Below are 16,081 nucleotides of genomic sequence, written 5' to 3'. Positions count from 1 at the left end.
ATATGCTGAATCGTTTATTAGTAATATCAAGTATTATTTTATTGTCTTCAACAGTAAAACTACTCGCCCAAGATTTATTAAATAAAAAAGAGGTCTTTACTAGACAGGATACTTTAAGAGGTAGCATCACACCAGAGCGTGCTTGGTGGGATTTAACCTATTATCATTTAGAAGTAAAAGTAGAGCCAGATAAAAAATTTATTTCTGGTAAAAATACCATTCAATATAAAGTTTTGGAAAATAATACAGTCATGCAAATTGATTTGCAAGCACCTATGGTGATTACCAAAATTACGCAAAATGGAAAAGCATTACAGGTCAAAGATGAAGGAAATGCTCATTTCGTGACTTTAATTGACAAACAAAATATTGGAGACATAAACAGTCTGGAAGTCAGTTTTGAAGGTCATCCCCAAGAGGCTATTAATGCGCCTTGGGATGGCGGTTTTTCTTGGAAAAAAGACAATAATGGTAACCATTTCGTTGCCACTTCCAACCAGGGTTTAGGTGCCAGCGTTTGGTGGCCTTGTAAAGACCATATGTACGATGAAGTCGATAGCATGCTTATTAGCGTGAATGTACCCAAAGATTTGATGGATGTTTCCAATGGCAGACTTAGAAGTATTGAACAATTTGGCGATACCAAAACCTATCACTGGATTGTAAAAAGTCCGATAAACAATTATGGAGTAAACATTAATATTGGCGATTACGTTAACTTCTCAGAAAAATATGATGGTGAAAACGGATTTTTAGACATGGATTATTATGTATTACGTGATAATCTTGAAAAAGCGAAACAACATTTTAAAGATGCTCCGAAAATGATGAAAGCTTTTGAACATTGGTTCGGACCTTATCCTTTCTACAAAGACAGTTTTAAACTTGTAGAAGTCCCCTATTTAGGTATGGAACATCAGAGTTCAGTAACCTATGGCAACAAATATTTAAAAGGCTATTTAGGTCTAGATAGATCGAATACTGGTTGGGGCTTAATGTTTGATTATATCATCATCCATGAAGCGGGACATGAATGGTTCGCCAATAATATTACGGTTAAAGATGTGGCCGATTTATGGGTTCAAGAAGGATTTACATGCTATTCCGAAAGTTTATTTTTAGATTACTATCATGGCAAAAAAGCGGCTTCAGAATATGTTATTGGTTTACGAAGTGGCATTAATAACGATAAGCCTTTAATTGGCCCATACCATGTTAATAAGGAAGGCTCTAGTGACATGTATGACAAAGGGGCAAACATATTACATACCTTAAGACAACTGATTGAAAATGATGAAAAATGGCGACAAATTTTACGAGGGTTGAATCGAACATTCTATCATCAAACGGTAACGACCCAACAAATTGAAAATTATATTAGTGAACAATCGGGTATTGATTTAACCGAATTTTTCAAACAGTATTTACGAACAACCAAAATTCCAACTCTTGAATATAGTATAGAAAACAATCAATTAAAGTACCGTTGGACAAATATCATAGAGAAATTTGATATGCCTGTAGTTGCTAAACTTGGAGATAAAACCCAGTGGTTGTTCCCTAAAGCTGAATGGAAAACCATGCCTTTAGAAACTGGAAACACGTCTCTTGAAGTCGACCCCAATTTTTATGTAGAAAGCAAAAAGTTATAAGTCTTTGGAATTATCTGAACATTATTTTAAAACGGATACCGAATGGCGTGCGTGGTTACATGAACATCATGCAATATGCAAAGGCGTTTATCTCATTTTTTATAAAGTAGCGCATGAAAATGATAGTATGCGTTGGGAAGAAGCCGTTAAAATAGCATTATGCTATGGTTGGATTGATTCTACAGTAAAAAGTTTGGGTAATGGAAAACGCAAACAATATTTTACCCCTAGAAACAATAAAAGTGTTTGGAGCGCCTTAAACAAAAAGTATGTTGAAGAGTTAATTTCAAATAATTTAATGCATGAAAGCGGTCTGGCCAAGATAGAAATCGCAAAACAAAATGGTAGTTGGACTACTTTAGACACTGTTGAAAATGGTGTTATTCCAAACGATTTACAATCAGAATTTGATAAAAATCCGGAAGCTTATACCAATTACCAAAACTTCGCACCTTCATATAGAAAAAGCTACTTATATTGGCTAAATCAGGCAAAAAGGGAAGAAACCAGAAAAAAGCGCATAACTGAAATTATTCAATTATGCGCTACTAATATCAAAAGTAGAAATGGTTTTAATTAGTTAAATACCACTTATAAAACTACCATAAGGATCTTTAAACTGAGTGCCTTCCGCAAACCTAAATTTGCTTAGCAACTTAAATTCAACCAAAGCCCAAAGCACAAATTCTTTTTCAAAATAGACATCATCTTCCTCTATATCTGGTTGATACTCTTTTAATAAATTATCTAAAGGTGAAATGGCATCCAACATCTTTTTGTATTCTTTATCATTACTATCATCCAACAATTCAAAACCATCTTTCTGATTGAAAAACCAAGATACAATATCATCATAAGGACTTTCCTCAGTTTGTTTTTTTAGTTTTCCAATCTTAGGAAAAAATTCTTCAAACAAGGTTTTAACAGCTTCACCTATTAAATTATAAGCTACGACTGCGGCACCCTCTTGCTCGCCTTCATAAACCAATTCCACTTTTCCTGTGATGGATGGAATAATCCCAACAAAATCACTTAAACGCACGGTGGTTGTTTCGTCCCCAGATTTTAATGCACGCAACTCCGCCGTACTTAATAAATTTTCGAATGCCGTGATACTTAATCTGGCACTGACACCACTTTTGGAATCAATAAAGTCACTTTCTCTAGCCTCAAACACAATTTGTTCCAATAAATCTTTTGCTAAATCTGGTACTTTAATGGATTGTTTCTGACTTTCCAGAACCTTCGCTTCTTGCTCAGTAATCAATCTTGCCGTTTCAATATCTGCTGGATAATGGGTTAAAATTTGAGAACCAATTCTATCTTTTAAGGGTGTGACAATACTGCCTCTATTGGTATAATCCTCTGGATTTGCTGTAAACAAAAACTGAATATCCAAAGGTAACCTCAACTTAAATCCCCTGATTTGCACATCGCCTTCTTGTAAGATATTAAACAAGGCCACTTGAATTCTTGCCTGTAAATCTGGTAACTCATTAATCACGAAAATGCAACGATTCGCTCTTGGAATCATACCGTAATGAATCACGCGATCATCTGCATAACTTAATTTTAAGTTGGCTGCTTTAATGGGGTCTACATCTCCAATAATATCCGCCACCGTAACATCGGGCGTTGCTAATTTTTCGGCAAAGCGTTCACTTCTGTGCAGCCAAGAAATAGGCGTATCATCCCCTTTTTCTTTAATTAATTCTTTGGCATATCTTGAGATTGGCATGAAGGGGTCATCATTAATTTCTGAACCCTCAACTAGCGGAATGTATTCATCCAACAAATTAAGCATCAACCTTGCTAAACGTGTTTTTGCTTGTCCGCGTAAACCTAATAAATTAATGTTATGCCGCGATAAAATAGCGCGTTCCAACTCTGGAATTACCGTATTTTCATAACCATGAACACCTTCAAACGTGGTTTCTTTATTCTTAATTTTCTGAATGAGGTTATCCCTCAATTCATCTTTAATCGATTTGCTTTTATATCCTGAAGCTTTTAAGTCTCCAAATGTTTTTATGTCTTTCATTTTATAGCTTTTGGCTGTTTGCTTTTGGCTTTTAGCGCAATTATATCGAGCTAAAGGTTACGCCGAGGGCTAACAGCTAATTAATTAACCTCTAATTCTCTTTTTTCTATTCGTTTCGTAATCTTCAAAAATCATGTCGCCCAAACCTTTTAATCCCGTGTAAAACGCTTTTCCTTGGTTGGCATGGGTAAATTCACGAACAAACCTCATTAAATACTCATCCTGCGCAATCATAAATGTTGTTATGGGAATATGCAAACGTCTGGCTTGTTGCGCCATAGCATAACATTTATTAGTTATAAACGGATTTAACCCAACGCTGTCCTTATAATATTGTCCGTCGGGCATGCGTACACAACTGGGTTTGCCATCAGTGATCATAAAAATTTGTTTGTTAGTATTTCGTTTTCTACGCAGTAAATCCATTGCCAACTGCAACCCTGCCACGGTGTTTGTGTGATAAGGTCCGACTTTTAAATACGGTAAATCCTTAATTTCAACCTGCCAAGCATCGTTACCAAATACCAAAATATCCAAAGTGTCTTTTGGATAACGTGTGGTTATTAATTCTGCCAACGCCATGGCTACTTTCTTAGCTGGTGTGATTCTATCTTCACCATAAAGAATCATACTATGACTAATATCAATCATTAACACGGTGCTCATTTGGGATTTATGAAGCGTTTCTTCAACTACCAAATCGTCTTCAGACAGATTAAAATCTACAATCCCATGATTAATCTGGGCATTTTTTAAACTTTCTGTTACGGATACTTTTTCGAGATTATCACCAAATTGGTAATTTCTAAAATCGCCTGTATGTTCATCACCTAAACCCGGACTTTTGCTTTTATGATTCCCTTGACCGCTGCGTTTGATGTTTCCAAAAATCTGGTCTAAGGCTTGCTGGCGAATGGCTCGCTCCGTTTTAGCAGTAATGGTTGTACCTCCACTATTGCCATCAAGATCAATTTCTTCCCTTATGTAGCCCTTCTTTTTAAGGTCTTCAATAAAATCGTCAATCGTATATTCTGAAGTCGTTAATTTGTATTCTTTATCCAATTCCCGCAACCAATCGATGGCTTCATCAAAGTCGCCCGAAGTGTGTGTAATGAGCTCTTTAAAAATTTCGAAAAGTGTATCGAAAGGAGATTTGTTTGGGGCTTCATATTTTTTAAATACAAAACCTTTCCTAGACATATTTTTGTTTACCATAGCAGCATAAAAATACGCTATTTACAGCCAAAAAAAGCTAAGGAAGTATTAAATTTTTCTATGATAAACCAAAGGAATGCCTATGGCAACTATTCTACACGCTTTAATCCTTCTACATTGTTAATCTTGATACGCTTACCAATGGTGGTTATTAAGCCTTCTTTTTTAAATTGAGATAGTACCCTAATGGCTGACTCTACAGCGGTGCCGACAATATTAGCAAAATCTTCGCGAGACAGGAGAACACTTAAAGTCCCATCTGGATTGGTGCCAAAGTTGTCATGAATATAGATGATGGTTTCAGCAAGACGCTGCCTTACTGTTTTTTGTGCCATATTTACAATGATATCATCTGCTTTTTTTAAATCGTGCGCCATTTCCTTTAAAACATCAAATGAAAATTTTGAGTTATTGAGTAAATCATTAACAATTTCATTTTTTGGAATAAAACACAGTTCCATATCATTTAAAGCAGTTGCTTGTAAATTGGCTGTTTCACCTGTAATTAGGGAGCGTTGCCCCAATAAATCGCCTTTTACTACAATTTTAACAATTTGATCCTTCCCGTTAGAACTTAATTTTGACAATTTGCAAATACCATCTTTCACACAATACACGCCGTTTATAGAATCACCTTCCTCGAATATGACATCCCCTTTTTTTACAGTCATGGATGTTTTGCAACCAGAAATTCTAACAAGCTCTTCTTTACTTAAAGACTTAAGCGCGTTAAATTGTTTTATTATGCATTGTTCACACTTGCCCATGCTATTTTAATTAAGTTTTGAAAAAATTCAGTGCTTCCTAAAATACTTTAGTGTAATATTAAAAAGGGCACGTTTTTATAATAACTAATATCATTTGATGTCGGATGAAATAGTATTTTCTGAAAATAATTTAGATTTTTTGCCAGCATAGCTATTAAATTAATGTTTCTATCGTCCACAAATTGCTGTACAGCATCTTCTAATTGTATGTTTGTTAAAAAATGAAAACTATGCCCATAATTACTAAAATAATCATCTAAATAATCCTTGTTTTTTTGTTGGTCTTCATTCAATTCCACACCATTTCTATTAACATGCAGCACGTTAACCGAGGCATTGTTGGTTTCAACAATATCAATGATGGGCTGTAATATTTCGGGGCGGTAAAAAATGGAGAAATCGGTTGGAAATGCAATTTCTTTAGGCACCTTATATTTGGCATTTTCAGGAATAACCATTGTGGCGCATTTTACCTTTGTTATAACATTACCAGCATTACTGCCTATGGGAAGTTTTTTTAAATCGGTTGTCCCCTTGGTTCCCATGACTATGAGGTGAATCTTTTTTTGCGTCACCTGCTCCCTAATGGAATTAATCATATAATTACTATCTGAAACTGCAAAAAACCGATGGTGGGGATTTTTAGGGAAGCTTACTTGTATCCGTTTTATAGTATCCTGCAAACGTTTTTTTACGGGCAATGTCGACGTTTCAAAGCTAACATATTGATTTTGAATAGCTGATATACCAGATTCAATCAAAGCATGTTTTGTAGTAACATGCAATAAATAAAAATTGCATGATGATTTACTGAATAGATGAAGTGCATATTCAATAGCATTCCATGAATTTTTTGAAAAATCTGTTGGTATTAAAATATTCTTCATGCCTATTAACTTGTAGGAAACAAAATTAATGGCATGGCAATTAATGAAATATGACCAAAATCATAAATCTATCCTAATTTCAATAAAATCAATTTATTTGTTGAAGTTTATGAATGTCTAAAATTTTAATATTTCTACCTTCAATCTCAATAATGCCCATATCCTTAAAACTGGAAAGGGTTCTAATTAAACTTTCTAATGCGATACCTGCTACACTTGCCAAATCGTTTCTCGAAATTCTAATGGCCTCATCAGGCTTACGGTTGAGTTTTTCAGCAAATTTCAATATGGTGGTTGCAGTTCGTTTTTTAACCGAACTATAGGCCATTTGCAATAATTGGTCTTTTACCAAAGTAAGATCGTCGGTCAGCAATTGTATAAGTTCTAAAGTGACTTTATGGTTGCTGTTAAGCACCTCTTTAAGTTCGTTTTTTGAAATACCAATTAAAACGGCATCCTGTATAGCCGTAGCAGTTTCTTGATAAGGGGTATTTTGGGTAAATGAGGTATAGCCAAACAAATCATCTTCTTTATACAATGCGGTTGTAAGGTCTTTTCCTTGTTCATCTAGTTTATGGCATTTTATTAATCCCTTAGAAATTAAATAGATGTAATTGGAATTTTGTCCTTCATCATAAATCACTTCGCCTTCAGAAAAACTTAAAGTTTCTCCATTATCGTCAAAAAAGTTTTTAAGGTCGTTAAGTGTTCTAAGTTCTTCTTCATCTGATTCCGATTGCTTTTCTTCATTAGTTCTATCCTTTAAGATAGCAGCTTTCGCTAAACGACTTTCAATCGCGCTTATAAGTTCCTCTTCTTCAAAAGGTTTGGTTATATAATCGTCCGCTCCCAAATCCATACCTTTTCTAACATCCTTACGCTCTGTTTTTGCCGATAGGAATATAAAAGGGATATGCTTGGTTTTTTCATTTTCAGCCAAGGCTTCCAAAACGCCATAACCATCAAGCTCAGGCATCATAATATCGCAAACAATAATATCTGGTAAATTATTTTTGGCCATTTCCAAACCAATTCTGCCGTTTGGTGCCGTTATGACATTATAATCAGATAGTTCTAATAATTCCGATGTATTTTCCCTCAAAATAACATCGTCTTCTATCAGTAAAATATTCTTCATAGATAAATATTTGATTTTTTCGAAAAGGACATACTTTTCATTAATATCGATTTCATTGTTTGACTGTATTAGGCAACGTAATTACAAATTCGCTTCCTTTATTTTCTTCACTTATAAAACTAATGCTACCACCTAAATTTTCCAAATGGCTTTTGACAATATTCAGTCCGATACCCGTACCTTGAGTTAGCAAGGCATTTTCAGCCCTAAAATAACGATTGAATATATTTTTTTGATCGTTAATTGGAATGCCAATACCATTATCCTTAATCTTAAACGTAGTGGTTTTATAATTTTGGTTTATTTGGATATCGACCAAAGTATTCTCTGATGAGTATTTAATGGCATTATGCACCAAGTTGGACAATGCCAGTTCAACAATTTTTTCATCTTGAAACATGGAATAATCATCAATGTTCTCGGGATATTTTATTTCCTGACCTTCTTTTAAAAGCATGTTGGCATTATACACCACTTCGTTAACCACTTTGCTTATTTTAAACGTGCTGAACTTATAATTAATTTTACCGGTATCTAATTTTTCTATGGATAAAAAGTCGTTTAAAATATTATTGAGGTAGTGTACTTTATCAGAAATGGTTTTAATATGCTTATCTCTTTTTTCTTGCTGTTCGGCCAATTTATATTTACCTAACAACATGGCCGATGTTAAAATACCACTTAAAGGTGTTTTAAACTCGTGGGACACCAACGATAAAAATTTCGTTTTCAATTCATTGAGTTCCTTTTCCTTTTTAAGGGCATTTTTTGTTTTATTCTGTGCCTCAATCCGTTTTTTAATTTCAGCATCACGCTGTTGGTTAACAATCTTTAATTCTTCTACAGTATCGCTTAAGGCCTTTGTTCGCTCGATAACTTTTCTTTCTAATTCATTATTTAATTCCTGAAGTTGAAGTTCTTGTTGCTTGCGTATGGAAATATCTATAACCAATGCCATTACAAACGATTCCCCATTAATTTCAAGAGGATTTAAACCTGCTTCTACGGGAAATGTGTTGCCATTTTTATGGGCTCCAAACAAATCACGACCGCGACCCATTTGCCTACTTTCCTTATGTTTCATAAACCCTTCTACATGGGCGCCATGACCAGCATGGTATTTTTGGGGAATTAGAACGTTAAGATGCTGACCAACAAGTTCGTCTTTCTGGTAACCAAACATGCGTTCTGCAGAAGCATTGGTTTCAACAATTACTTGCTGATTATTTACTACAATAACACCTTCTGATACGGCTTCAAAAAGCACATTAAAAACATCTTTGTCGTTCTGATACATTAATTGTATATCCTTTAAATTCTTTAATTAAGCCAAAATTAATTAAAATAATACATGCTTGAATTAAGGTTTGGTTAAAAATGATAAAACCTTATTCTTCCAATAAAAGCAAATTTACATTTTTTAAATTACACCTATTCCCTTAGAATGGGCAATAGCCTCATGACTATATTTAAAATAACAAACCAATACGCCTAAACTCTCTATATTATTAAGGATTTTAACAACTTTAATTTTTGACTTTGAGGTCTTTCTAATGTAAACTGCTTTAATATTTCTTGGAAATATCTTACTAATTTGCTCATAAATATAGGGATCGCTTTGGCTATCGTCCCCAAGTAGTACATATTGCAAATGGGGATAAAATGAAATAATTTCTTTTATTTTAACAAACTTATGGTCATGGCTGCCCCGCCCCGTAAAGAGAAAATCTGAAATCCCTGCCTTAATATCACTGAGTTTGATAACCGCTTTGGGGAGTTCATGCAATCTTGCAAAAGAATCAATAAACTCATATAAATTCCATTCGCTACTCGACACATAAAAAAAAGAATTGGAAGCTATTTCGTTGATTTGCCCCGCTATACTCAAAGCTTTATAATGCTGTACGACATCTTCAAAAATTTTTCTGTTATTGATGTTTCTAAATAAAAGCACATATAATTTCTTAAAAAAACTTCTGCTATGCGACATAAGAAAAGTATCGTCAATATCCGAAATAATACCAAGTTTACTCTCAAAAGGCTTTAAAACTTCACCAATGTTTACAATTCCAAAATCATGTAATTTACAACTCACTTCATAAGGATGCCAGCCGCTTTCAAGCGGTTCGCTGAAGGGCAATGTAAATCTAAAAAAACCATCATTCAACGTTTTGGTGGTTATCTCAAGGTTTTTGAATTTTAAAGTCACTACTGCATTAGGATAGGGTTTTATCCTGAACATATGCATAATGGATACTGCATGCCTAATACCCTTATTATCAAGACGGTATTTATCTGGCGCCCACGATTGAAAAACATGTCCGGAAACAACAAGCTCCACATCATTAACGTAACCTCTGTATAATTTTAAATCAAGTTTTACCAAATCAGAATTTATTTACTTAATTGACCCACAAATTACTTAATTTTAAACAATTATAAAGGCTTTATGAAATCAAAAATAAAATTGCTACTAGTAATCAATCCCATTTCAGGGGGCTCTGAAAAAGATAAAATGACTCAAGACATACAGAATATTGTTCTGAATCAGCATGCTATCATAGTAACTTACCAAACCACGGGGGATGATGATGAAAAACATATTAAGCACATTGTAGAAAAAAAATCCATAGATCGGATTTTGGTCGCAGGTGGAGACGGCACCATACAGCTTGTGGCAAAAGCTGTTTTGGATTTAAATATTCCGCTTGGCCTTATTCCTGCGGGTTCTGCAAACGGACTGGCATCTAATTTTAATTTACCTGATAGTCTCGAAGAACAAGTAAAAATTGTTTTAGGGGATGCGTTTATTAATATGGATGTTATTTCAGTAAACAACCATCTTTGCCTTCACATTGCTGATATCGGCATCAATGCCCTTTTAATTAAAAATTATGAAAACTCCTCTTTGAGAGGAAAATTAGGGTATGCTCTTCAAACCATTCCTACGCTTGTAGAATCTGATTTACCCTATCGTTTTTCAATAGAAATAAATGGAAAAGAATTACAAAAAGCTGGCATCATGATCGCTATTGCAAATGCTAATCAATTTGGTACTGGAGCTGTTATTAATCCTGATGGAAAAATGAATGATGGTATTTTTGAAGTATTGCTATTCAAAAAAATGGATATTTTCGAAATTATAAACACCTTAAGTGAAACGTCTGTAAGAGACCCTGCATTTGTAGAGAGCTTCGCTACAAAAAAAGTAACCATACGTTGCAAGAAAAAAATACCACTTCAAGTGGATGGCGAATACCTTGGTGAAGTGGATACTATTGAAGCAAGCATACTACCTTCAAAAATAAAAATTATGTTGCCCCAAAAAACCGTTTAAATTAATTTGTAATGAGCGGTTATTCAAAAACATGACCAATATCATATTTTAAAGTCTCCTCTATTTTGAAATTTGCCCTAGGTATAATAGAGCAAATATTAAATGGACAAACACACTTGTTTTCACTGTGGTTTAGACGCTTCAACGCAAGATATTATTTATGACGAAAAATCATTTTGTTGTCAGGGTTGCAAAACCGTCTATCAAATTTTTTCTGAAAATGATTTAACGTGTTACTACGATTTACAAACCGCTCCTGGGGCAACACCAAAGGATATTGAGGGTAAATACAACTTTTTAGAGAATGCCAAAATCATTGAACAATTATTGGAATTCAATGATGATTCTACCCAAATTGTGTCCCTTTATATACCACACATCCATTGTAGTTCGTGTATTTGGATTCTTGAAAACCTCAACAAATTACATCCGTCCATAAGTGCCTCAACAGTCAATTTTGGCAAAAAAACCGTTCGGGTAACGTTTAATGCGGAAACCCTGTCACTCAAAAATCTGGTGACTTTATTGAGCAGCATTGGTTACGAGCCTTTTATAAGTTTAGACGATTATAGTGTCGGTAAAAAACATATTGATAGGTCCTTGATTTATAAACTGGGTATTGCTGGTTTTGCCTTTGGAAACGTCATGTTTTTATCCTTTCCAGAATATTTTGAAGTTGGCGAATTTTGGCTCGAACAATTCAAACCCTTATTTAGGTGGTTGATGTTTGCGTTTTCCGTGCCTGTTATATTTTATTCTGCACAAGATTATTTTATTTCGGCTTACAAAGGACTGCGTTCTAAAATTTTAAATATTGATATTCCCATTGCTCTAGGCGCTGCCGTTTTATTTATCAGAAGCACTGTTGAAATCATGTTCGATTTAGGCTCAGGTTTTTTTGATAGTTTAACCGGACTTATTTTCTTTTTATTACTTGGGAAATTCTTTCAGCAAAAAACCTATGCCTTTTTATCGTTTGAACGTGATTATAAATCTTATTTCCCTATTGGCATCACAAAAATCACTTCGGAAGGAAACGAAGAATCCATACAAGTCTATGATATTGAAAAGGGCGACCGACTTTTAATTAGAAACGAAGAACTCATTCCTGTGGATTGTATTTTGATAAAAGGCAATGCGCGAATTGATTATAGTTTTGTCACGGGTGAATCTAAAACGATCAGCAAACAGTCGGGTGACAAATTATTCGCCGGCGGCAAACAACTAAACGGCACTATTGAAGTTGATGTTTTAAAATCGGTTGAGCAAAGTTATTTAACCCAACTTTGGAGCAACGATGTGTTTAAAAAGGACAAATCGTTGGCATTTACCAATATTACCAACCAAATAAGCAAACGATTTACCATATACATTTTAACAATTGCATTTGTTTCCACGACCTTTTGGCTCATTGTAGATTCCAGCAAAGCCATCAATGTTTTTACATCGGTGCTCATCATTGCTTGTCCGTGTGCTTTGGCATTAGCCGCGCCTTTTACATTTGGTAATGTGCTTCGCATTTTGGGCAAGAAAAAATTCTATTTGAAAAATGCGGGTGTTATTGAACAATTGGCTAAAATAAATACCATTATTTTTGATAAAACCGGTACCATCACTGCGAATAAAGAAACCACCATTCATTACGAAGGAATTTCCCTTTCTCAAGATGAAGAAGTATTATTAAAAAGCACGCTGAGAGGTTCTAACCATCCATTAAGCAGATCGTTATACAGTCTTTTAGACGAACATAATATTCTCACATTAGACAAATATGAAGAATATTTAGGCAAAGGTATTGAAGCGCAATACAAACATGATTCCATAAAAATTGGGTCCGCACCTTTTGTTGGTTTTACTTCTGAAACTGCCACATTAAACACATCTGTTCATATCAGTAGCAACAATACCTATAAAGGAAAATTCACTTTTTATAATGCCTACCGAAAAGGATTATCACAACTTTTCAATAAATTAAAACAAGATTATGATTTGGTGATTCTTTCAGGAGATAACGAAGGCGAAAAAGACAACCTTACCAAATTGCTTCCGACAAAAACCAAACTTTTATTCAACCAAAAACCAGAAGACAAGCTAGAATATATAAAATACCATCAAAGTGAAGGCGCCAAAGTATTGATGATTGGCGATGGTTTAAATGATGCCGGAGCCTTAGCACAAAGTGATGTTGGTATTGCCATTTCAGAAAACGTGAATGTGTTTTCACCCGCTTGTGATGCTATTTTGGATGCCTCAAAATTCAACGAATTATATCATTATATAAAAGCATCAAAATCGGCCATCAAAATCGTTAAGTGGAGTTTTATGTTGTCGTTTCTATACAATTGCGTCGGCTTATATTTTGCTGTTACAGGTCAGTTAGAACCCGTTATAGCAGCTATTTTAATGCCTTTAAGCTCCATAAGCATTGTGGCTTTTACAACCGTAGCAACCAATACTATAGATAGAAAATTAGACTAGTTACACAGAGTTTTTCAGAGTAATCGCAGAGATACTCAGAGAGATTTTAAATAAAATAATCGCTGAGGAGCCTTCGTGAAAACTCCATGTGTCTCTGTGGAATAATAAATATGAAATATGACAAATGTCATTTTTTACAATAATAGATAGGGATATTTTTGAACCATAACTTCAAGTAGGTATGAGTGTTATTTATGTTTTATTAACGATAAGTATTATTGTGGCTGTTGGCTTTTTTATTGCTTTTATAGTAGCGATAAGAAACGGGCAGTTTGATGATAGTTACACGCCATCCGTTCGTATGCTCTTTGAAGATGAACTGATAAAAGAAAAATCCGAAAAATCAATACTAACCAAAAAAGATTAATAACCACAACTATGGACATCCAGCAATTTCACTACGATAATAAAATCGTTAAAAACTTTATCTATGCCACCATGCTTTGGGGGGTTGTAGGTATGTTGGTAGGCTTACTACTTGCTTTTCTGTTTTTATTCCCAAACTTAACCGATGGCATTTCATGGCTAAGTTTTGGTCGTTTAAGGCCATTACATACCAATGCCGTTATTTTTGCCTTTGTGGGTAACGCCATTTTTGCAGGGGTTTACTACTCTACACAGCGTTTACTCAAAGCCCGAATGTTTAGCGATGTATTAAGCAAAATCAACTTCTGGGGTTGGCAACTTATTATTGTTGCAGCTGCCATTACCTTACCGTTAGGCTATACATCGTCTAAAGAATATGCCGAATTGGAATGGCCAATAGATATTGCCATCGCCCTTGTTTGGGTTGTTTTTGGATGGAATTTAATCGGCACTATTTTAAAAAGAAGACAACGCCATTTATATGTGGCTATTTGGTTTTACATTGCCACGTTTGTAACCGTTGCCGTATTACATATTTTCAATAGTTTGGAACTTCCTGTGAGCGGTTTAAAAAGTTACTCGGTGTACGCTGGGGTACAAGATGCCTTGGTGCAATGGTGGTACGGACATAATGCGGTAGCATTCTTTTTAACCACACCGTTTTTAGGATTGATGTACTATTTTGTACCAAAAGCAGCTAACAGACCTGTGTATTCTTATAGGCTTTCCATTGTGCACTTTTGGTCGTTAATATTCATATATATATGGGCAGGTCCCCATCATTTATTATACACAGCCTTGCCAGAATGGGCACAAAATTTAGGTGTGGCGTTTTCAGTGATGTTATTAATGCCATCTTGGGGCGGTATGATAAACGGCCTTTTAACACTGCGTGGCGCTTGGGATAAAGTACGTGTAGATCCTGTTTTAAAATTTATGGTCGTTGCCATTACAGGTTATGGTATGGCAACGTTTGAAGGTCCTACTTTATCTCTTAAGAACGTAAATGCCATTGCGCATTTTACGGATTGGATTATAGCCCACGTACACGTTGGTGCGCTGGCTTGGAACGGATTCTTAACCTTTGGTATGATTTACTGGTTAGTTCCAAGACTTTTCAAAACTAAATTATATTCCATCGGATTGGCAAATCTCCATTTCTGGATTGGTACTTTAGGTATCATTATGTATGCTTTACCTATGTATGTCGCAGGCTTTACACAAGCCAGTATGTGGAAACAATTCAATCCTGATGGCACATTAACCTATGGAAACTTTTTAGAAACCGTTACCGAAATCATGCCTATGTACTGGATGCGTGCTATTGGTGGCACCCTATTTATTACTGGTATGCTCATTATGGTTTATAATGTAATTGTCACCATAAAACAAGGCAGCAACGTTGAAGATGAATTAGCCGAAGCAGCAGCCCTAGAACGTGTTACCAATAAACGTACTTCTGGTGAAGGATGGCACAGTTGGTTAGAACGCAGACCAATTCAATTAACCCTTTTAGCTACTGTTGCCATATTAATTGGAGGTATCATACAAATTGTACCAACCATTATGGTGAAATCAAATATTCCAACGATTGCCAGCGTCAAACCATACACGCCTTTAGAATTGGAAGGTCGCGATATTTACATCCGTGAAGGTTGCGTGGGTTGTCATTCACAAATGATCCGTCCATTTAGAAGCGAAGTAGAACGTTATGGTGAATACTCAAAAGCTGGTGAATATGTGTACGACCATCCGTTCTTATGGGGCAGTAAGCGTACAGGTCCCGATTTACATAGAGTCGGTGGCAAATACTCTGATAATTGGCATTTCAATCACATGTACGATCCACAAAGTACCTCATCGGGTTCCATCATGCCTCGTTACCCATGGCTGATCAAAAATGAATTGGACAAATCATCAACTGAAGCAAAAATGAAAGCGATGGTATCGTTAGGAGTTCCTTATTCCGAAGAAGATATCGCGAATGCTAAAAAAGCTATGTCAGCACAAGGAACAGCTATTGAACAAAATCTGTATGCCGACCCCGACTTTACAAAAACGTATGAAGCAGATAAAACATATGCGAAAGATAATGGTGAGCCTTTTGTTGAAATGAGAAACAGGGAAATAGTAGCCATGATAGCGTATTTGCAACGTCTAGGAACCGATATAAAAGTAGAAACCAATCAACAATAACCAT

Annotated in this window: 13 protein-coding genes; 6 read left to right on the top strand and 7 right to left on the bottom strand. The window is 35.1% G+C overall.

Features of this window, described 5'->3' with window-relative positions:
• Positions 1-2 precede the first annotated feature (2 nt).
• The gene (locus CDH50_RS12480; protein ID WP_100612621.1) at positions 3-1,652 is read left to right on the top strand and encodes a M1 family metallopeptidase; all 1,650 of its coding nucleotides are present in this window, start codon (positions 3-5) and stop codon (positions 1,650-1,652) included.
• 4 nt (positions 1,653-1,656) lie between these two features.
• Positions 1,657-2,232: a YdeI/OmpD-associated family protein gene (locus CDH50_RS12475; protein WP_100612620.1), complete on the top strand. Its 576-nt coding sequence runs from the start codon at positions 1,657-1,659 to the stop codon at positions 2,230-2,232.
• Here CDH50_RS12475 and CDH50_RS12470 read toward each other — a convergent pair whose 3' ends face one another.
• The 7 genes from CDH50_RS12470 to CDH50_RS12440 form a co-directional block, all read right to left on the bottom strand.
• Complete coding sequence (locus tag CDH50_RS12470; protein ID WP_100612619.1) at positions 2,233-3,693, bottom strand: magnesium chelatase; 1,461 nt, start codon at positions 3,691-3,693, stop codon at positions 2,233-2,235.
• An 84-nt stretch (positions 3,694-3,777) separates the two neighbouring features.
• A complete protein-coding gene (locus tag CDH50_RS12465; RefSeq protein ID WP_394337012.1) occupies positions 3,778-4,893 on the bottom strand; it encodes a vWA domain-containing protein in 1,116 nt (371 codons plus the stop codon).
• A gap of 104 nt (positions 4,894-4,997) precedes the next feature.
• A complete protein-coding gene (locus CDH50_RS12460) occupies positions 4,998-5,675 on the bottom strand; it encodes a Crp/Fnr family transcriptional regulator (RefSeq protein ID WP_100612617.1) in 678 nt (225 codons plus the stop codon).
• 47 nt (positions 5,676-5,722) lie between these two features.
• Entirely contained in the window at positions 5,723-6,562 is an 840-nt protein-coding gene (locus CDH50_RS12455; RefSeq protein WP_100612616.1) for a universal stress protein, read from the bottom strand.
• Between the two features lie 88 nt (positions 6,563-6,650).
• Entirely contained in the window at positions 6,651-7,700 is a 1,050-nt protein-coding gene (locus tag CDH50_RS12450; RefSeq protein WP_100612615.1) for a response regulator, read from the bottom strand.
• A 52-nt stretch (positions 7,701-7,752) separates the two neighbouring features.
• Complete coding sequence (locus CDH50_RS12445; RefSeq protein WP_100612614.1) at positions 7,753-8,997, bottom strand: PAS domain-containing sensor histidine kinase; 1,245 nt, start codon at positions 8,995-8,997, stop codon at positions 7,753-7,755.
• Between the two features lie 123 nt (positions 8,998-9,120).
• Positions 9,121-10,086 (bottom strand): App1 family protein, encoded by a 966-nt coding sequence (locus CDH50_RS12440; protein WP_100612613.1) that lies wholly within the window; start codon positions 10,084-10,086, stop codon positions 9,121-9,123.
• A gap of 63 nt (positions 10,087-10,149) precedes the next feature.
• Between CDH50_RS12440 and CDH50_RS12435 the strand changes: the two genes are divergently transcribed.
• From CDH50_RS12435 to ccoN, 4 genes are all read left to right on the top strand, one after another.
• Positions 10,150-11,037 carry a diacylglycerol/lipid kinase family protein gene (locus CDH50_RS12435; RefSeq protein WP_100612612.1) on the top strand — a complete coding sequence of 296 codons (888 nt, stop codon included), beginning with the start codon at positions 10,150-10,152 and terminating at the stop codon, positions 11,035-11,037.
• Between the two features lie 102 nt (positions 11,038-11,139).
• Positions 11,140-13,515, top strand: coding sequence for a heavy metal translocating P-type ATPase (locus CDH50_RS12430; protein WP_100612611.1), 2,376 nt, complete (start codon positions 11,140-11,142; stop codon positions 13,513-13,515).
• Between the two features lie 181 nt (positions 13,516-13,696).
• Positions 13,697-13,882 (top strand): cbb3-type cytochrome oxidase assembly protein CcoS, encoded by a 186-nt coding sequence (gene ccoS, locus CDH50_RS12425; protein WP_100612610.1) that lies wholly within the window; start codon positions 13,697-13,699, stop codon positions 13,880-13,882.
• An 11-nt stretch (positions 13,883-13,893) separates the two neighbouring features.
• Positions 13,894-16,077: a cytochrome-c oxidase, cbb3-type subunit I gene (gene ccoN, locus CDH50_RS12420; RefSeq protein ID WP_100612609.1), complete on the top strand. Its 2,184-nt coding sequence runs from the start codon at positions 13,894-13,896 to the stop codon at positions 16,075-16,077.
• The last annotated feature ends 4 nt before the right edge of the window (positions 16,078-16,081 follow it).

Origin of the sequence: Confluentibacter lentus (assembly GCF_002806995.1) — a bacterium.
Lineage (GTDB): Bacteria > Bacteroidota > Bacteroidia > Flavobacteriales > Flavobacteriaceae > Confluentibacter > Confluentibacter lentus.
Note: the sequence above shows the minus strand (reverse complement) of the source record. Positions and strands in the feature narration are given on the sequence as shown.